This window comes from Microvirga splendida, from assembly GCF_016427565.1.
Taxonomy (GTDB): Bacteria; Pseudomonadota; Alphaproteobacteria; order Rhizobiales; family Beijerinckiaceae; genus Microvirga; species Microvirga splendida.
On the sequence record NZ_JAELXT010000003.1, the window covers coordinates 123369 to 141019 of the forward strand.

Annotated in this window: 16 protein-coding genes; 8 read left to right on the plus strand and 8 right to left on the minus strand. The window is 67.7% G+C overall.

Going from position 1 to position 17651, the window contains the following annotated elements:
- Positions 1 to 24: 24 nt before the first annotated feature.
- Positions 25 to 939 carry a metallophosphoesterase family protein gene (locus JAO75_RS04690; protein WP_199047368.1) on the minus strand — a complete coding sequence of 305 codons (915 nt, stop codon included), beginning with the start codon at positions 937 to 939 and terminating at the stop codon, positions 25 to 27.
- A gap of 54 nt (positions 940 to 993) precedes the next feature.
- Positions 994 to 1965, minus strand: a complete 972-nt coding sequence (mbfA, locus tag JAO75_RS04695) for an iron exporter MbfA (RefSeq protein WP_199047106.1) — start codon at positions 1963 to 1965, stop codon at positions 994 to 996.
- A gap of 336 nt (positions 1966 to 2301) precedes the next feature.
- Here mbfA and JAO75_RS04700 point away from each other — a divergent pair, with 336 nt between their 5' ends.
- Together JAO75_RS04700 and JAO75_RS04705 are read left to right on the plus strand one after the other, a co-directional pair.
- Positions 2302 to 2784 carry an NUDIX domain-containing protein gene (locus JAO75_RS04700; RefSeq protein WP_199047109.1) on the plus strand — a complete coding sequence of 161 codons (483 nt, stop codon included), beginning with the start codon at positions 2302 to 2304 and terminating at the stop codon, positions 2782 to 2784.
- 151 nt (positions 2785 to 2935) lie between these two features.
- On the plus strand, positions 2936 to 3445 hold the full coding sequence (locus JAO75_RS04705) for a GNAT family N-acetyltransferase (protein ID WP_199047111.1): 510 nt from the start codon (positions 2936 to 2938) through the stop codon (positions 3443 to 3445).
- Here the strand turns inward: JAO75_RS04705 and JAO75_RS04710 are convergent, their stop codons facing one another.
- Genes JAO75_RS04710 through JAO75_RS04725 form a run of 4 tightly spaced genes read right to left on the minus strand, consistent with a single transcriptional unit; the run spans position 3446 to position 10292 of the window.
- Positions 3446 to 5518, minus strand: coding sequence for a hypothetical protein (locus JAO75_RS04710; RefSeq protein ID WP_199047113.1), 2073 nt, complete (start codon positions 5516 to 5518; stop codon positions 3446 to 3448). It lies immediately after the preceding gene.
- A 12-nt stretch (positions 5519 to 5530) separates the two neighbouring features.
- A complete protein-coding gene (locus JAO75_RS04715; protein ID WP_199047115.1) occupies positions 5531 to 8335 on the minus strand; it encodes a DUF4159 domain-containing protein in 2805 nt (934 codons plus the stop codon).
- Positions 8336 to 8338: 3 nt separating this feature from the next.
- Entirely contained in the window at positions 8339 to 9265 is a 927-nt protein-coding gene (locus JAO75_RS04720) for a DUF58 domain-containing protein (protein WP_199047117.1), read from the minus strand.
- Between the two features lie 10 nt (positions 9266 to 9275).
- Positions 9276 to 10292 carry an AAA family ATPase gene (locus tag JAO75_RS04725; RefSeq protein ID WP_199047118.1) on the minus strand — a complete coding sequence of 339 codons (1017 nt, stop codon included), beginning with the start codon at positions 10290 to 10292 and terminating at the stop codon, positions 9276 to 9278.
- A 200-nt stretch (positions 10293 to 10492) separates the two neighbouring features.
- On the opposite strand from JAO75_RS04725, the gene JAO75_RS04730 reads away from it, so the two are divergent.
- Genes JAO75_RS04730 through JAO75_RS04745 form a run of 4 tightly spaced genes read left to right on the plus strand, consistent with a single transcriptional unit; the run spans position 10493 to position 13240 of the window.
- Positions 10493 to 11092 (plus strand): DUF1285 domain-containing protein, encoded by a 600-nt coding sequence (locus JAO75_RS04730; protein WP_199047119.1) that lies wholly within the window; start codon positions 10493 to 10495, stop codon positions 11090 to 11092.
- On the plus strand, positions 11092 to 11730 hold the full coding sequence (locus JAO75_RS04735) for a CoA pyrophosphatase (protein WP_199047120.1): 639 nt from the start codon (positions 11092 to 11094) through the stop codon (positions 11728 to 11730). Before JAO75_RS04730 ends, JAO75_RS04735 begins: the two co-directional genes overlap by 1 nt.
- Positions 11727 to 11984, plus strand: a complete 258-nt coding sequence (locus JAO75_RS04740; protein WP_199047121.1) for a DUF6111 family protein — start codon at positions 11727 to 11729, stop codon at positions 11982 to 11984. The genes JAO75_RS04735 and JAO75_RS04740 overlap by 4 nt, the downstream gene beginning before the upstream one ends.
- A complete protein-coding gene (locus JAO75_RS04745) occupies positions 11981 to 13240 on the plus strand; it encodes a CCA tRNA nucleotidyltransferase (protein WP_199047122.1) in 1260 nt (419 codons plus the stop codon). Before JAO75_RS04740 ends, JAO75_RS04745 begins: the two co-directional genes overlap by 4 nt.
- Positions 13241 to 14120: 880 nt before the next feature.
- On the opposite strand, the gene hemF is transcribed toward JAO75_RS04745, so the two are convergent.
- Together hemF and JAO75_RS04755 are read right to left on the minus strand one after the other, a co-directional pair.
- Positions 14121 to 15017 (minus strand): oxygen-dependent coproporphyrinogen oxidase, encoded by an 897-nt coding sequence (gene hemF, locus JAO75_RS04750; protein ID WP_199047123.1) that lies wholly within the window; start codon positions 15015 to 15017, stop codon positions 14121 to 14123.
- Positions 15018 to 15028: 11 nt separating this feature from the next.
- Positions 15029 to 15508: a tRNA (cytidine(34)-2'-O)-methyltransferase gene (locus JAO75_RS04755; RefSeq protein ID WP_199047369.1), complete on the minus strand. Its 480-nt coding sequence runs from the start codon at positions 15506 to 15508 to the stop codon at positions 15029 to 15031.
- 263 nt (positions 15509 to 15771) lie between these two features.
- On the opposite strand from JAO75_RS04755, the gene petA reads away from it, so the two are divergent.
- Positions 15772 to 16335 carry a ubiquinol-cytochrome c reductase iron-sulfur subunit gene (petA, locus tag JAO75_RS04760; protein ID WP_199047125.1) on the plus strand — a complete coding sequence of 188 codons (564 nt, stop codon included), beginning with the start codon at positions 15772 to 15774 and terminating at the stop codon, positions 16333 to 16335.
- 25 nt (positions 16336 to 16360) lie between these two features.
- Positions 16361 to 17641 (plus strand): cytochrome b, encoded by a 1281-nt coding sequence (locus tag JAO75_RS04765; RefSeq protein ID WP_199047126.1) that lies wholly within the window; start codon positions 16361 to 16363, stop codon positions 17639 to 17641.
- The last annotated feature ends 10 nt before the right edge of the window (positions 17642 to 17651 follow it).

The window sequence follows — 17651 nt, forward strand, 5'->3', positions numbered from 1 at the left end:
TTCCCGAGAGACGCAGCTTGAGCCTTATCCCTGCTCGCCGGGTTGGCGGATGCGGGCGAGCGAGAGCATGCCCAGGCCGCCGACGGTTCCGTCAGGGCGCAATCCCCTGCGCTCCGCCATCAGGAGAAAGCCCGTTTCATCCCGTCCGACGGTGAAGAGATGATAGCCGGCCGTGTGGATCAGTGTTCCGCCGCGGGCCGAGGCCGAGGGGGCGCCGATCACCGGGATCGGGCCGCGCGGGCCGTCGAGATGGGCGAGCGATCCCACATGGTTGTGACCGTGGAGCACGAGCTCGGCGCCCGCCCGGCAGAGCATCTTCTCGAAGCGCTTGGCATCGGTCAGGTTGCGCCCGGCTTCCGCCCCGCCCACGTGGGGCGGGTGGTGGATGAGCACGATCCGGAAGCAGCCCGGATCCTCGCCCAGCGTCTTCAGCATTTCCTCGGTGGCTTTCATCTGCCTGGAGCCGACCCTGCCCGAGGCCACGAAGGGAAGCGTCGGAATGGCGGAGGACAGGCCGACGATCGCGATGGAGCCGTAGCGGCGTAAGTAAGGAAAGCTCGCCTCGCGGCCGTCGTCGCCGCGCGTCCAGGGCGCGACCTCCTTCAAGAGGCCTGCCAGGGAGCCCCGGACATAGGCGTCGTGATTGCCCGGCACGAAGGTGACGCGGGCCGGATCGCCGAGCTCCTCGAGGAAGACCCGGGAGGTCTTCCACTCTTCCGGCAGGCCGATGTTGCAGGTGTCTCCCGTGCAGGTGATGTGGTCCGGCTCCTGGGCATGGATGTCGGCCACCAGCGCGGCCAGGAGTTCCATGTCGTGCATGTCGTGCCGGCTGCGGTGCCAGTTGTACCAGCCGGTCAGGCGCTTGCTCAGAAGCTGCTTCAGGCGCGGCCGGGGCAGGGGGCCCACATGAGGGTCGGTCAGGTGTGCGATGCGGAACATGGCGGCCGGGTTGATGCGGTTGGACACGAGAACTCGCGCGCGCACGCTGCCCCGTCAAGCGCTGCCGATGAAGATACCGGCAAGCAGCACCAGCACGCCGCCGACGATCACCTGATAGGTGGCGCTCCAGAACGGCGTCTCCATGTACTTCGTCCGGATCCAGGAGATCGCGACGAGTTCCACCGCCACAACGACGGCCGCGATGCTGGTGGCCAGGATGAAGGCGTTGGGCCAGGAATCCGGCACCAGGTAGGGCAGGGTATGGCCGATCCCGCCAGCCGCCGTCATCAGGCCGCAGACGAGGCCGCGCAGCCAGGGCGAGCCGCGCCCGGTGATCTCGCCGTCGTCCGACAGGGCCTCGGTCAGGCCCATGCTGATCCCGGCGCCGACGGAGGCCGCCAGACCCACCAGAAAGGTCTCCCAGTTGTTCTGGGTGGCGAAGGCCGCGGCGAAGAGGGGCGCGAGGGTCGAGACCGAACCGTCGATGAGGCCGGCGAGTCCCGGCTGCACGTATTGCAGGACGAAGAGCCGCCGGCGGGCATGTTCCTCGGCGGCTTGCGCGTTCTCGGTCAGGTGGGCGGCATGGAGTTCGCCGGCCTTGCGCTCATGCCCACGCTCGATCTCGGCGAGCTTGGTGAAGAGTTCGCGCAGGGACACGTCCAGGGTCTGCCCGGCGGCCTTCTCGTAGAAGCTCGCCGCCTGCAGCTCCATGACTTCCGCCTCGCGGCGCATCCGATCGAGATCGAGATGGGGGCTCCACCAGACCGCGCGGCGCTTCAGGAAGCCGCGCACGTCCTCCCGGCGGATGGGAGGCAGGTGCTCGCCGTACCGCGAGCGGAAGAAGCCGTAGAGGGAATTGCGATGGTCCCGCTCTTCCTCGGCCATGCCGTCGAAGATGTCGGCCGAAGCGGGAAAGTCAGGGCGAAGGCGATCCGCGAAATGCTGATAGATCCGCGAGTCTTCCTCTTCGCTGGCGATGGCGAGCGCAACGACCTCGCGCTCGGACAATTCAGACAGGGACTTCATGACGACTCCAATTTAGAATAATTCTAAAATAGAGCCGCGCCATAGCCAAGTCCCCTGTCATGCGGACAGGGGCTCGTCCGAACTCAGTACTGGGCGCCCGGGATCAGGGTCGAGTAGACCGAGCGGTCGTCGAAGTTGAGGGCCGGGGTCCACGAGAAGCGAGCGGAGCGGTTCAGGCGGGACAGGATGAACGTGAGAAACATTGGAACACCTTTGGTTGCCGGTGTCTTAGACCTTCGTATGATGCGGGTCACGCGCCATTTTGAGGGAACAGCCATGCATTTGATGAATGACTACATTCATCCTCCGGTAATCTTGTTGTGATGGCATGGGCCGATGTCCGACTCCGCGCCGCCCCGGAAAGCCTCGCGTCTCCTGTCCCTGGGGCTTCACACCTATTGGCGCTTCTCGAGAGGCATGACGCTCGGGGTGAGGGGCGTGGTGCTCGACCGTGAGAACCGCGTCTTCCTCATCCGGCACACCTATGTGCCCGGCTGGCACCTGCCGGGCGGGGGTGTGGAGACCGGCGAGACGGCCCTGGAGTCCCTCGACCGTGAGCTGCGCGAGGAGGCCTGTATCGCCATGGACGAGGCGCCCTCCCTGTTCGGCGTGTTCTTCAACAATCGGACATCCCGGCGCGACCACGTTCTGGTCTATGTGATCCGGCGCTTCACCGTGCTGGAGGAGAAGCGGCCGGACCGGGAGATCGCCGAAGCAGGGTTCTTCCCCCTCGACGATCTGCCCCAGGAGACGACCTCGGCCACCCGAAACCGTCTGGCGGAGATCCTCGAAGGCCAGCCTCCCTCGCCGCATTGGTGAAGAGCGTTTGCGCCGCGTTCCCGACGCTGCTATGGCCTAGTCAGAGAGGAAACGCCGAGCCCCATGAGCATTACCCGGATTCTGCGACGACGACACGGCTGAATTTGTCCAGCCGCCTTAGTCCATTTCGTCTTTCGCCCAGAGTCCGTCCATGACCGAGCTCTCGCTCCAGATCCGCACCGAGCAACCCATCGATTCCGACGCCATCGAGCGCCTGCACGAGCGCGCCTTCGGCCCCGGCCGCTTCGCCCGCACCGCCTCGCGTCTGCGCGAAGGGGTGCCGCATCTGCTCGACCTGTCCTTCACCGCCATGGTCGGCACCCTGCTCGTCGGGTCCGTGCGTCTCACGCCCGTGATGGCTGGCGAGGAACCGGCCCTCGTGCTCGGGCCGCTGACCGTCGAGCCGGCTTTCGAGAGCCGCGGCATCGGCGCCGCCCTCATGCGCCGGTCTCTGGAGGCCGCCAAGGCCAAGGGGCACACCCTGGTGCTGCTGGTGGGCGACGAGCCCTATTACAGCCGCTTCGGCTTCAAGCGCATTCCGCCCCAGCACCTGCAGCTTCCGGGCCCGGTCAATCCGGGGCGTTTTCTCGCCCTGGAGCTGGAAGAGGGCGCATTGGCGCGCGCCAAGGGGCTCGTGAGTACGCTTCAGCCGACGGACTGATCAGGCCCTTCGCCGTCCCTCGATCAGCCAGGCGGCGAGGGTCGAGCCGATCAGCAGCACCAGACCCACGAAGCCCAGGGCCATCGGGAAGACCGAGACGCCGCGCACGATGGCGCTGTCGCTCGGCTTGATGCCGATCCAGTCGCCGCCGGCAAAGCGCGATCCCGAATGCACCGCGAGGATGCGCGGGACCGTGATGCTCTGATCGCCCGCCATGGCCACGCGCCGCACCGACCCGCCGGTCGCTTCCGCGATGGGCTCGAGAGCCTCGGTGTTGCTGAACACGTCCATCAGCTCGCGCGGATTGGCCGGGCCGATGCTGACGAAGGCGACGAGGTCGCCGGAGCGGATCGTGTGCAGCCCGAGTTCGCGGCTTGCCACCTGCGCGGTGAACAGGCCGGGGCGCGACTCCGTCAGAGCCACGCTGCTCTCCTGGCCGCTCGGCGCGACGACCGTCGCGGGAGCGGCGGTCTCCGCCATCGTCTGGCGCTCGATGCGGATGTCGCGTCCTTGCGCGCTCGCCCGCAGGGCCTCCTCCTCGAGGGCCGGCTCCTTCATGAGCCAGTGGGCGAGGCGGCGCAGGAGGTCGAGATGCGGGCCGCCCTCCTGATAGCCGCGGGCCCAGAGCCAGGCGTGGTCGGAGAGCAGCAGGGCCACGCGGCCCTTGTCCTCCCGGCGCAGCACCAGGAGGGGCAGGTCGTTGGCGCCCGACATGAGCGTCGAGCCCGTCTGCACCTGTGAGCCGATGATGCGCAGCCACTCGCCCCAGGCGGGCGGCGACTGCTCCGAGCCCGGCAGGTCGCGGGTCACGGGATGGCGCTCGCCGGTCTCGGTGATCTCGGCCTTGTAGGGCTGCTCGATGATGCTGCCGTTGGGCTGGCCTGGAATGATCGGCGAAAGGCGCGTCTGCGCGAGGCTGCCATAGCTGGCGAATTCCGGGCCCGCCGCCACGAGGATCGCGCCGCCCTCGCGCACGTAGCGCACGATGTTCTCGAAATAGCTCGAGGGCAGGATGCTCTGGTTCGCGTAGCGGTCGAAGATGATCAGGTCGAATTCCTTGATCTTCTGCTGGAACAGCTCGCGGGTCGGGAAGGCGATGAGCGACAGCTCGTTGATCGGCGTCCCGTCCTGCTTCTCCGGCGGACGCAGGATCGTGAAATGGACGAGGTCCACGTTAGCGTCCGACTTCAGCAGGTTGCGCCATGTCCGCTCGCCCGCATGGGGCTCGCCCGACACCAGCAGCACGCGCAGCTTCTCGCGGATGCCCTCGATGGGAATGACGGCCCGGTTGTTGGCCTGGGTCAGCTCGTTGGGCAGGCCCTCCACTTCGAGCTCGACCACGTTGGTGCCGCCATGCTCGATGCGCACGTCGAGGGAAAACGGCGTGTCGGCGCGCACCTGCTGGCGGGTGAGAACCTGCCCGTCCCGGCGCACCGTCACCTGGGCGGAGCCCGTGCCGCCGCGCTCCATCACCTGGGCCCGGATGGTCTGGTCCTTGCCGACGATGCCGAAGCGCGGTGCCTCCAGCAGCTTGATCTGCCGGTCGCGTTCGTCGGGGCGGCCGGTGATCAGCGCATGGAGGGGCGCCCTGAAGCCGAGGCTCTCCACCGTGGGGGGAATGTCGTGAACGACGCCGTCGGTGATGAAGATGACGCCGGCGAGACGATCCGGCGGCACGTCGGCGAGGCCGTTGGAGAGCGCGGCGAACAGGCGCGTGCCGTCGTCGCCGCTGCCGTCGTCGGCCTCGATGAAGCGCGGGTCGACATCCGCCAGGGAGCCGAAACGGCGCTCCAGCTCGGCCCTCACCTGATCGGTCATGGGCGAGCGGTCGCCCAGGGTCTGCGAGCTCGAGCGATCGACGACCACCGCCACGATGTCCTTCACCTTCTCCCGGTCCTCCTGCACCAGCGCCGGGTTGGCGAGCGCGAGCAGAACGAGGCCGAGGGCCACCGCGCGGAGGATCGCCACAGGCCCGCGCGTGGCGAGCGCCAGGACCGCCAGAAGGGCGACGACCGCGCCGAGAGCCCAGAGGGCGTAGTCGGGGATGAGGGGTGAGAAGCTGACGGAAAGCAAAAGACCTACCCCTTACTGCCCGAGGCGTTCGAGCAGGGCCGGCACGTGCACCTGATCGGCCTTGTAGTTGCCGGTGAGCGCGTACATGACGATGTTGACGCCGCTGCGATATGAGAATTCCCGCTGGCGCTGATCGCTGCCGACGACGGGATAGAGCCACTCGCCCCGCTGGCCCACGGCCCAGGCGGCGGCGAGATCGTTCGACGTGATGATGATCGGCGAGACGCCGTCGCCCGAGCGCGCCGGACGGTTGGCCTCGCCTTCCGTCTCCGGCGGCAGGGCCTCGACCCAGGTCTGCCCGGTGGCGTAGCGGCCGGGGAAGCTGTCGAGAATGTAGAACGTCTTGGTGAGCACGTGATCGACCGGCACGGGCTCGATTTCCGGAATGTCGAGGCCTGCCAGCATCCGGCGCAGATACTGCCCCTCGGCGCTGGGAGCGCCGTCGAGACGGTTGCCGAAGGCGTCCCGCGTGTCGAAGATCACGGTGCCGCCGCCCTTCATGAAAGCATCCAGACGCCTGATCGCCGCCTCCGACGGCATGGGCCGGCCCGCCACGATGGGCCAGTAGAGCAGCGGATAGAACGCCACCTCGTCCCGCGACAGGTCGACGCCGATGGGCTCGCCCGGCGACAGGGCGGTGCGCTGGCTCAGCACCTGCGTCAGCCCGGTGAGGCCCGCCTTGCTGGTCTCGTCCACCTGCGGATCGCCCGTGATCACGTAGGCGAGCCGCGTCACGAGAGCGGGGTTCGAGCTTTCCATGGTCATGGACGACCGGCGCTCCTGCGCACTGGCATCCGAGGCAGGGTTGAGCAGCAACGTGGAGCCCAGCACGATGGCGGCTGCGGCGCCCGCCTTGCGCAGGCGGCCGGAGACGCTGGACAGATGGCCGCCGAGCCAGAGCGACGCCAGGGTGTCGATGACGAGCAGCAGCAGGGCCAGCATAAAGAGGGGCATGCGCAGATCGATGGTCTGGGCTCCGGCCAGCGGAGCGATCCGGGCGTTGAGGGGGGCGAAGTTCAGCGGAGCCAGCCGGTCGCCGGGCAGGAGCGCATTGACCGCGAGGCTCGAATCCACCGGGCCGTAGAAGCCGGGCGGATGCTCGCCCGTCGCCCGCTCGGCATAGGTGCGCGTCACCGGGCGGGCGTTCGCCGGCGGCGAGATGTAGATGCCATAGCCATCGAGGGTGAGACGGGGCGCCACGGTTTCGTTCTCCGCGTTGCGGGACTCTGCGTTCACGTCGTTCGGGGCGCCGGCGAGGGCCGTGGTCCGGCGCAGCATGTCGACGAACAGACCCGACAGGGGCAGGTTCGACCAGGTGGTGTCGGCCGTCACGTGGAAGAGCACGATCATGCCGTCGCCGCGCTTGTCGGCCGTGACGATGGGTGTGCCGTCGGCCAGGGCCGCCCAGGTCTTCGCCGGCAGGTCGCCATCGGGCTCCGCGAGAATCTGGCGGCGGATGCCGATTTCTTCCGGCACGGCGAGGCCGAAGAAGGGGCTTTCGCGGGTGAAGGGCGCGAAGGTTTTGGGCGTATCCCAGGACAGCGTGCCGCCGAGGCTGCGTCCGCCGCGGCGCAGGCGCACCGGCACCAGCTCGTCGTTGCCGGCGGCCAGTCGCGAGCCTGCAAACCGCAGCAGCATGCCGCCCTGTTCCACGAAGGCGGTGATCTTGCCCAGGGTCTCCCGGTCGAGCCCGCCCACATCGGCCAGCACCAGCACGGAGACCTGCTCGTCGATGAGCTGGTTCACCGCATCGGCCACGCCGCCGCGGCCCTGGCGGATTTCGGAATACGGCGCGAGAGCCCGCTCGATGTAGTAGAGCGGCGAGAGGAGCGGCTGCGCCCGGTCGGAGGTGCCGCCGAACACGAGGCCGACGCGGCGGCGCTTGCCGCGCTCGTCGAGGAGATGGACCGCGCCGGCCGAGCCCTCGCCGAGGATCTCGATGCGGGCGATGGCGTTGCGGATCTCGGTGGGCAGGTCGAACGCCACATTTGTCTCGGTGGCGTCGGCCGCGAACGAGAAGCGCGTGTCGGCGAGCGGCAGGCTCTTGAGATCGAGAACGCGAATGGTGCCGGAATCGCGCCCGTTCGGTTCGGGCCGCACGAGCCTGACATTGAGCTGGCCGCTGGCATTCTCCACGCCGGCGACCGCAAGGGCGGGAGCGCGCTCCGCTTTCAGAACGGTGATCCGCCGGCCGTCCGCCATCTGCGCCAGACCATCGATGAAGCCCTGTCCGTCAACGCCCGCGACCCCGTCGCTGATCCAGACGATGTTGGCGTCGGGCGTTGCCTCCAGGAAGCGCCTGACGGACTCCAGGTGCGCCTGCCGGTCCTGCAGGTGCGGCAGGGGTTTCACGGAGCGCAGGCGTTCGAGCGCCGCAGCGGGGCTCGCAGGCTCGATAGCGGCCGGCGCTTCCGCCGTCGCCACGAGGGCCACCGTGCGCCCGTCGCGACCGGCGGCCTCGATGCGCTCGGACGCCAGGTTCATGCGGTCGCGCCAGTCGTGAGCGGCGGCAAAGCCGTTGTCGAGCACGATGAGGAGCGGAGAGCGATTGCTGTCCTCGGCCAGCGGATTCCAGATCGGCCCGGAGGCCGCGAGGATCAGGAAGGCGGCGAGCAGCAGCCGCAGGAGAAGGAGCCACCACGGCGTGCGGGCCGGCATCTCCTGCTCGGGGCGCAGGTCCGCCATGATCCTGAGCGGAGGGAAGTCCACGCGCTTGGGCTGCGGCGGCGTGATGCGCAGGAGCAGCCAGATGGCGGGCAGCGCGGCGAGCGCCGTCAGGACGAGGGGAACGGTGAAGGTGAGAGGCAGGCCCAGCATCGCTCAGCGCCCTCCCACGCCCGTCCCGCGGGACGTCGACACGAGCGTCATGATCCGCAGGGCTGCCTCGCTGGCCGGCCGGTCCGTTCGATGGATGGTGAGCGTCCAGCCGCGGCGGCGTGCCAGTTCCTGCAGCTCCGCCCGGTGCTGCTCGATCCGCAGGCGATAGGCCTTGCCCCAGGAGATGGCGTCGCCGATCCGAAGCGACAGGCCATCCTCGAGATCGTGCAGAACCGCCTGTCCCTGGAACGGGAAGGTCTCCTCGACGGGATCGACGATCATCACGAGATGCCCGCGTGCGCCCCGGGACGAGATGCCCTCGACCATGGCGGTGATGTCGCGCGCAGGCGACAGGAAATCGCTGACCAGGATGGCCTCGTGCTGCGGCGCCACGGCAGCCGGCGGCGGCAGGTCCTCCTCGAGGGAGGCGCGGTCGGCCACCAGGGTCTGGGCCATGGTCTCGGCGATGCGCCGGGTGGCGCGCGGCGGCATCAGGCCCAGCATGCCGACCCGCTCGCCGCCCTCGACGAAGCAATTGGCCAGCGCCAGACCCAGCACGACGGCACGCTCGATCTTGGGCGCCTGGGCCAGGTCCGACGCGTAGCCCATGGAGGCGGAGCGGTCGATCCAGAACCACACGGTCTGGGCCGTCTCCCACTCCCGCTCGCGCACATAGAGCCGGTCGTCGCGGCCCGAGCGGCGCCAGTCGATGCGCTGCGCCGCCTCACCGGCCACGAAGGGCCGGAACTGCCAGAAGGTCTCGCCGGTGCCCGAGCGGCGGCGTCCGTGGATGCCGTGGGCAAGATTGGCGGCGACGCGCCGGGCCTCCAGCACGAGGCGGGGCATCCGGTGAGCGAGGGAGAGCGCGCTCTCCGTCTCGACGCGGCCCGGCGAACGGGCGCTTTCGGGGAGGACCCGGACACGGGCCATGGTGATGATCCTAGCCTGCGAGCCGCGCGGTGAGCCGACCGATGATGCTTCCGATGGTGTCGCCATCCGCACGGGCCGAGAAGGTGAGCGCCATGCGGTGCTTGAGAACGGGTTCGGCCAGCGCCACCACGTCGGCCAACGAGGGCGCCACGCGGCCCTCGATGAGCGCGCGGGCGCGCACGGCCAGCATGAGCGCCTGGCTGGCGCGGGGTCCGGGACCCCACAGGATCTTGTCGCTGACGCCCTCGATCCGTTCCGCTTCCGGACGGGCCGAGCGCACGAGATCGAGGATCGCCTCGACCACGCTCTCGCCCACGGGCAGGCGGCGGACGAGGCGCTGCGCGTTCATCAGCGTCTCTGCGTTCATGACGGCGGTGGGCTTGTGATCCTCGGCGCCGGTGGTTTCGATGAGGATGCGCCGCTCGGCGTCCCGGCTCGGATAGCCGACGTCGATCTCGAGCAGGAAGCGGTCGAGCTGGGCTTCCGGAAGCGGATAGGTGCCCTCCTGCTCGATCGGGTTCTGCGTCGCCAGCACGTGGAAGGGCTGCGGCAGGTCGTGCCGCTCGCCGCCCACGGAAACGTGATGCTCCTGCATGGCCTGCAGCAGCGCGGACTGGGTGCGGGGGCTGGCGCGGTTGATCTCGTCCGCCATCAGGAGCTGCGCGAAGACCGGGCCCTTCACGAACCGGAAGGAGCGACGCCGGTCGGCGCCCTCGTCGAGGATCTCAGACCCCAGGATGTCGGAGGGCATCAGGTCCGGGGTGAACTGGATGCGGCGGGCATCCAGCCCGAGCACGGTGCCGAGGGTATCCACGAGCTTCGTCTTGGCGAGGCCCGGAACGCCGACGAGGAGGCCGTGGCCGCCGGCGAGAAGGGTGATGAGGGTGAGGTCCACCACGTCTTCCTGGCCGAAGATGACGGTGTGAATGGCTTCCCGGGCACGGCCGACTGTCTCAAGCGTTGCCTCCGCGTTGCGGATGATCGCGTCGTCCAGGGCGGTGGGCGCTTGAGCAATGCTGGCCGTCATGAGGTCATTCTCCCTCTCATAGCGATTGCCCCCGTTAGCTAGTCTGCCTGTGATCCGGGTCGAGTGGCAAGGGTCGATGCGCCGCAGCGTTGAACCGGGGTGGAGTGGACGAGACAGCTGGGGACTCTATGCTCTAGGAAGTAACCATCGATGGCCGTTCGTCGATCCCGGAAAATGAAAATCATGTTCACGCTTGCGTCATGACCGACCCTTCGCCTCTCACCCCCGGAAATGCCCTGACCCGCCTGGCGGAAGCTCTCGGGTCCGATGCCAAGCGCAAAGGCCCGCCTCCCGTGGAGCGCTGGAATCCGGCCTATTGCGGCGAGATCGACATGCGCATCGCGGCCGACGGCACGTGGCACTACATGGGCACGCCCATCAACCGCCCCGCTCTGGTGAAGCTCTTCTCGACGGTGCTGCGCAAGGATCCGGAGCGCCATGTGCTCGTCACGCCGGTCGAGCGGGTCGGGATCGTCGTCGAGGATGCGCCGTTTCTCGCAGTCGAGATGGCAGTCGAAGGCGAGGGGGAGGGGCGCCAGATCGCGTTCCGCACCAACGTGGACGACCTCGTCCAGGTGGGGCCGGATCACGCCCTGCGCTTCGAGCAGGACGCCCATGGCGGCGTCAAACCCTATGTGAAGGTCCGGGGGGACCTGTGGGCTCTCGTGACCCGCAGCCTCGCCCTCGACCTGATCGCCCTGGGAGAGGAAAGGAGCCTCGACGGCGCGGCCACCTTTGGGGTGGCTGCAGGCGGGGCCTTCTTCCCGATTGCTCCTGCCTCCGAGCTGGGCGCCGCTTGATGCGTCTTGCCCCCCAGGACGAGCCGGATTTCCTGACCCTGGCGACCGAGCGGCTGCGCCCGGAGCCTCCGCACCCCGAGGAGGCCCTGGCGAACCCTCGCGGCGATCACAGCATCGACGACGTGCCGCTGGTCTATCCGCTCACGCCGAAGCCTGCGGCGGTCTTGGTGCCCGTGGTCATGCGCGAGGAGCCGATGCTGCTGCTGACCGAACGCGCCGCGCATCTGCGCCAGCATTCGGGGCAGATCGCCTTTCCGGGCGGCCGGGTCGACCCGACGGACGCGTCGGTTCTGGATGCCGCCTGCCGCGAGGCCATGGAGGAGATCGGCCTCGACAGCCGCTTCATCAGCCCCCTCGGCTATCTCGACGCCTATCTGTCCGGCACGAACTATCTCGTCATGCCGGTGGTGGCCCGGGTCTCGCCGTCCTACGCGCTCGCCATCAACCACGATGAGGTCGCCGATGCCTTCGAGGTGCCGGTGAGCTTCCTCATGGATCCGGCCCGCCACGAGCTCCATTCCCGCGAGTGGAAGGGAAAGCTTCGCCGCTACTATGCAATGCCCTATCAGGGACGCTACATCTGGGGCGTGACGGCGGGCATCATCCGCAACCTTTATGAAAGGCTCTACGGTTCATGACGCGGGCAGTTGTTCAAGGCCTGGTGCTGTTCTTCCTGCCCTTTGTCCTTTTCGGCGCATATCTTGTGATCCGTCGCCGCAATCCGCTGCTCTGGGCCCATTGGAGCAGCCAGTCCCTCTGGCTCACCATCGTGGGCCTGAGCTTCGTCGTTCTCTCGCTCATCGCCACGGGCCTTCTGGATGAGCGCCAGACCGGCACCTATGTGCCGACACGCGTCGAAAACGGACGCGTGATCCCAGGGCATTTCCGGTGACCGGAGCCCTCGACCGGCGGGCGCTCGCCAGCCTCCTCGAACGCCCCGAGCTGCGACGCCTCCTCGAGGTCTTCAACGACAGGGCCGAGGAGACCCGCATCGTGGGCGGCGCCGTGCGCAATGCTCTCCTCGGACGGCCCGTCACCGAGGTCGACTGCACCACCACCATGCTGCCCGACGCGACCGTGAAGCGGGCGAGGCAGGCCGGGTTCAAGGCCGTGCCCACGGGCATCGAGCACGGCACGATCACGGTGATCGTCGACGGCGAGCCCTTCGAGATCACGACCCTGCGGGAGGATGTGGAGACGGACGGGCGCCACGCGGTGGTGCATTTCGGGCGCGACTTCGCGCGCGATGCCAGGCGGCGAGACTTCACCATCAATGCCCTGTCCCTCGGGCTCGATGGGCAGCTCTACGACTACACCGGCGGCGAAGCGGATCTCGCCGCCCGGCGCGTGCGCTTCATCGGCGACGCCCGCACCCGCATCCGCGAGGATTTCTTAAGGATCATGCGCTTCTTCCGCTTCCACGCGGAATACGCGCAAGGCGAGCCCGATGCCGAGGGACTTGCCGCCTCGGGAGCCGAGCGACAGGGCCTGTCGATCCTCTCGAAGGAGCGGATCCGACACGAGCTGCTCAAGCTCCTCGTGGCCAGAAGAGCCGAGGAGACGATCCGCATCCTGGCAGAGCACGGCTTCCTCACGGGCCTTCTCGGCGGCGTCGCCGAGTTCGGTCGCTTCGGTCGCGTGGCTGCCGGTGATGGGGATCACCCTGGCGCCATCTGGCGTCTGGCGGCTCTCGCCGTGCTGGTGGAGGAAGACGCAGGCCGCCTGCGGGACGAACTGCGGCTGTCCAATGACGAGCACAGACATCTTGTCGCCTATGCCCGGCTCCTCAGCCTGCTCAAGACCCGGACCCTGCCTCTCGATGCACAAGCCATCCGCCGCCTGGTGGCCGATCACGATCCGGCGTCCTTGGGGCTTGCTCTGGCGGCGATGGCCGGAGAGCCGGTCCCCGTCGTTCACGACGAGGGCCGCAAGGCCCTCGAGCGCTACCGCAGCGGCGCCGAGCCCGTGCCGGTCTTTCCCCTGCGCGGGGCCGATCTCGTCGAAGGCGGCGTTCCGAAAGGACCGAAGATCGGCGAAATGCTCGCCCAGGCCCGGCAGGCTTGGCTGGCGGAGGGCTGCCGGACGGATGCGGACTACGCCAGGGACTTGCTCAGGCGGGTGCTGGAGCCGGGGTCGCGTACAGGATAGGGCGCTGTTTCCCTCCCCTCTTGTGGGGAGGAGCAGCCGCGAAGCGGCCGGTTGGGGGTGGTGCGACCGGCGGGGCCGGGAAACCAGCATGGCACGTCTCCCTCTCCCGTGTGGGAGAGGGTTGGGGTGAGGGGAAGCCGGTGCCGAAGAAGATGCAGCGGAGATGACCGCGCCAAGGTGGCCGAGCGCTACGCCCTCACCCCTGCCCCTCTCCCGCCCGGGAGAGGGGAGTGTCCCGATGTCATCCCCGCCGCCGTCATCCCGGACGGCGGAGCCGATCCGGGATCGTGTGCAGGATGGAGCGCGGGTACCCCTCCCCCCCATCCAGATCGGGTGTTCCCGATCTGGACATTCCTCGTGCTCAAGTCGGAAACATCCGACTTGAGTGCGGGGGAGGGTGGCGAGCGGAGCGAGCCGGGAGAGGGGCTGTGCTCGACGTCTGACGGCCCCTCTCCCGACCTGCTGCGCAGGCCACCCTCTCCCGCTACAGGGGAGAGGGAAGGTGGCGCATGTTCTCACTTTGTTCTTGACAGATGTGCCAAGCTCGGCTATATCGTTGTGCATTCCCGCCCTTCGAGGGGCGCGCTCGCGAGGCGTCGCAGAGGTGGGGTGGGAGGCGGTCCCGCCGCAGGTCTCGCACACCTGTGATCGCGGGTGGCCGATCCTGGCTTGGACCAGGTCCGCTGAAACAAACCGCGCGTGACGAGCAGTCTGGCTCTCACCTTCCACACACATCATCGAGCCGGGCTGCCCAGCACGCCACCCTCGACAACCCTTCAGGCTCGCAGCACCCGCTGCGGGCCACAAGGCGCTGGCGCTTTGACAGATATGAGAGTGTCTTCCCGGACGAAGCGCAGATCCGGGATGACGCATTCTTGGTTTAAGGCCACCTCACCGTCGGCGGCATGGAGGAGAGGATGGAGGCGATGTTGCCGCCCGTCTTGAGGCCGAAGATCGTGCCCCGGTCGTAGAGCAGGTTGAACTCCACATAGCGCCCGCGCCGCACCTGCTGCTCGATGCGATCTTCCTCCGTCCAGGGCTTGGTGGCGTTGCGGCGGACGATCTCGGGATAGACTTTGAGGAAGGCCTCGCCCACATTGCGGGTGAAGGCGAAGTCCTCGTCCGGGTTCCCGGTCCAGTGATAGTCGTAGAAGATGCCGCCGATGCCGCGCGGCTCGTTGCGGTGCTTGAGGAAGAAGTATTCCTCACACCACTTCTTGTATTTCTCGTAGGAGCCTTCGGGAGCATGGGCGCCGCAGGCTTCCTCCATGGCCTGATGGAAGAGCACCGTGTCCGGGTCCTCCTGGGTGCGGCGCCGGTCGAGCACGGGAGTGAGGTCCGCCCCGCCGCCGAACCAGGGCTTCGTGGTCACCACGAACCGGGTGTTCATATGCACCGTCGGCACGTTCGGGTTCCAGGGATGGGCGATGAGGGAGATGCCGCCGGCCCAGAAGCGAGGGTCCTGGTCAGAGCCGGGGATCTGGCCGCGGAACTCGGGTGCGAACTCGCCGTGGACCGTCGAGACGTGCACGCCTACCTTCTCGAACACGCGGCCCTTCATCATGGACATGACACCCCCGCCGCCGGGCACGCCGTTGTGATCCTTGCGCTCCCAGGGGGTGCGCTCGAAGCGGCCGGGCTCGGACGCCTCCGGAGGGAGGGGACCCGTCACCTCGTCCTCCAGGGCCTCGAAGGCGGCGCAGATGCGGTCGCGCAGCAGGGCGAACCAGACAGGGGCCTCATTCTGCAGGCGCGCCACGGCGGCTTGGTCGGTCATAGGAACTGGCCTCACGTCTCGGAAGGGGCAGGGTTGGGGAAGGAGCGGGTCTGCCGCAGGGCCTCGCCCAGGACCATGGCGGCGGTCACGGCCACGTTGAGCGAGCGCATCCCGGGCTGCATGGGAATAAGAACGCGCGCGTCGGCGACCGCATGCACCTCATCCGGGACGCCGGCCGATTCCCGGCCGACCATCACGACGTCGTCGGGCCGGTATGCGAAATCGGAGTAGGGGATGGCCGCCTTGGTCGTGGCCAGGATCAAACGGCCTCCATGCTCCTGCCGCCAGGCCTCGAAAGCCCGCCAGGAGATGTGACGGTTAATCGTTGCATGGCCTAGATAGTCCATGCCGGAGCGGCGCAGATTGCGGTCGGAGACGTCGAAGGCCGCAGGTTCGATGATCTCCACTGGCACGGCGAGGCAGGCCGCTAGGCGCAGCATGGTGCCGGTGTTCTGCGGGATATCCGGTTGGTAGATGGCGAGACGGGGCATGCCTTCCGTCATCGTGGCAACCGGCCCTGCCGTCAAGGGATCGCCATGGGCCATCGGGACCGGCGGCATTTTGAGCCACTCCCTGGAACAACTCCAATCCGGCTATGGACAGGCGGGCTTGACCGTGCCAAAGAGCCACCGCGCGGCGACTCCCAGTCGCATTGCGCGCGCCTCGACGCGCATGCTTGTTCCTTTTTTGGACCTCGTGTGCCGGATGCCTGGGTTTCCAAGGCATTGCCGATGCGCGGTTCTCGTTTTTACCAATGCTGGAGAGCCAAGTGGCCGAGACCACCACTCATGTCGCTGAGCCGACACGGCGCGATTTTCTGTACATCGCCACGGGCGCAGCCGCCGCTATCGGCGGGGCCACCCTGGTATGGCCCTTCGTCCAGTCGCTGGCACCCGACGCTGCGACCGTTGCGGCCGGCGCCCCTGTCGAAGTCGACCTGACGCCCATCGCCGAAGGCCAGATCGTGAAGGTGTTCTGGCGCGGCAGGCTGATCTTCATCCGCCACCGCACGCCGGACGAGATCAAGGCTGCAGCGGACGTGAACGTCGCATCGCTCCGCGACCCGCAGCCCGACGCGGTCCGCGTGAAGGACGGCAAGCCGCAGTGGCTCGTCGTCTACGGCAACTGCACCCATCTCGGCTGCGTGCCGCTCGGGAACTCGGGCGAGTACAACGGCTGGTTCTGCCCATGCCACGGCTCGGTGTTCGACACCTCCGGCCGTGTCCGCGGCGGCCCGGCGCCGACCAATCTGCCGATCCCGCCCTATGCCTTCGCGTCCGACACGAAGGTCATCATCGGCCAAGAAGCCACGGCGTAACCTAAGCGACGATCAGGCGATACACATGAGCCAGCATTCCACAACTTACGTTCCCAAGAGCGCCTTCGGTCAGTGGTTCGAGAGCCGCCTGCCGGTCGCGGGACTTGTCCATTCCTCATTCGTCGCCTTCCCGGTGCCGCGGAACCTGACCTATTTCTGGACCTTCGGCGCCATTCTGGCCTTCATGCTCGTCGCGCAGATCGTGACCGGCGTGTTCCTGGCGATGTACTACACCCCGAACGCCGCCATGGCGTTCCAGTCCGTCGAGCACATCATGCGCGACGTGAACTACGGCTGGCTGATCCGGTATCTGCACGCCAACGGCGCGTCGATGTTCTTCATCGCCGTCTACATCCACATCTTCCGGAACTTCTACTACGGCTCCTACAAGGCGCCCCGCGAGGTTCTGTACATCCTCGGTGTGATCATCTTCATCCTCATGATGGCCACCGCCTTCATGGGTTACGTGCTTCCCTGGGGCCAGATGAGCTTCTGGGGCGCCACCGTGATCACGAATCTCTTCTCGGCGATCCCGCTCGTCGGCGAGACCATCGTAAGCTACCTCTGGGGCGGCTATTCCGTCGGTAACCCGACGCTCAACCGCTTCTTCTCCCTGCACTACCTGCTGCCCTTCATGATCGCCGGTGTCGTCGCCCTGCACATCTGGGCGCTGCACGTGCCGGGCCAGAACAACCCGACCGGCATTCCGATCAAGTCGGGCAAGGATGCGGTTCCGTTCACGCCGTATGCGACGATCAAGGACATCTTCGCCGTCGTCGTGTTCCTAATCTTCTTCGCCTACTGGGTGTTCTATATGCCGAACTACCTGGGGCACGCGGACAACTACATCCCGGCGAACCCCGCCGTGACGCCCGCGCACATCGTGCCGGAATGGTACTTCCTGCCGTTCTATGCGATCCTGCGTGCCATTCCCGACAAACTCGGCGGCGTCATCGCCATGTTCGCGGCCATCGTGATCTGGGTGTTCATGCCCTGGCTCGATACCTCGAAGGTGCGCTCCACCGCCTATCGTCCGACCTACAAGTTCTTCTTCTGGGTCTTCGTGGCCGTCTGCCTCGTGCTCGGCTGGCTGGGCTCCCGCCCGGCGGAGGGCTGGTACGTGATCGCGTCCCAGATCTGCACGGTCTACTATTTCGCCCACTTCCTAATCGTCCTGCCGGTGCTCGGCTTCGTCGAGCGTCCGCTGCCGCTGCCGAATTCGATCCTCGAATCCGTGATGGGCGTGCAGAAGGGCGGGGCTGGCATGCCGGTCGGCGCCAGTGCCGAGCCGCAGTCCAAGGGCTGAACGGAAGCGT

Bases quoted from the DNA above. Each gene is read 5' to 3' on its own strand.
- JAO75_RS04690 (WP_199047368.1), bottom strand. From the start codon at position 939: ATGTTCCGCATCGCACACCTGACCGACCCTCATGTGGGCCCCCTGCCC.
- mbfA (WP_199047106.1), bottom strand. From the start codon at position 1,965: ATGAAGTCCCTGTCTGAATTGTCCGAGCGCGAGGTCGTTGCGCTCGCC.
- JAO75_RS04700 (WP_199047109.1), top strand. From the start codon at position 2,302: ATGTCCGACTCCGCGCCGCCCCGGAAAGCCTCGCGTCTCCTGTCCCTG.
- JAO75_RS04705 (WP_199047111.1), top strand. From the start codon at position 2,936: ATGACCGAGCTCTCGCTCCAGATCCGCACCGAGCAACCCATCGATTCC.
- JAO75_RS04715 (WP_199047115.1), bottom strand. From the start codon at position 8,335: ATGCTGGGCCTGCCTCTCACCTTCACCGTTCCCCTCGTCCTGACGGCG.
- JAO75_RS04720 (WP_199047117.1), bottom strand. From the start codon at position 9,265: ATGGCCCGTGTCCGGGTCCTCCCCGAAAGCGCCCGTTCGCCGGGCCGC.
- JAO75_RS04725 (WP_199047118.1), bottom strand. From the start codon at position 10,292: ATGACGGCCAGCATTGCTCAAGCGCCCACCGCCCTGGACGACGCGATC.
- JAO75_RS04730 (WP_199047119.1), top strand. From the start codon at position 10,493: ATGACCGACCCTTCGCCTCTCACCCCCGGAAATGCCCTGACCCGCCTG.
- JAO75_RS04735 (WP_199047120.1), top strand. From the start codon at position 11,092: ATGCGTCTTGCCCCCCAGGACGAGCCGGATTTCCTGACCCTGGCGACC.
- JAO75_RS04740 (WP_199047121.1), top strand. From the start codon at position 11,727: ATGACGCGGGCAGTTGTTCAAGGCCTGGTGCTGTTCTTCCTGCCCTTT.
- hemF (WP_199047123.1), bottom strand. From the start codon at position 15,017: ATGACCGACCAAGCCGCCGTGGCGCGCCTGCAGAATGAGGCCCCTGTC.
- JAO75_RS04755 (WP_199047369.1), bottom strand. From the start codon at position 15,508: ATGCCCCGTCTCGCCATCTACCAACCGGATATCCCGCAGAACACCGGC.
- petA (WP_199047125.1), top strand. From the start codon at position 15,772: ATGCTGGAGAGCCAAGTGGCCGAGACCACCACTCATGTCGCTGAGCCG.
- JAO75_RS04765 (WP_199047126.1), top strand. From the start codon at position 16,361: ATGAGCCAGCATTCCACAACTTACGTTCCCAAGAGCGCCTTCGGTCAG.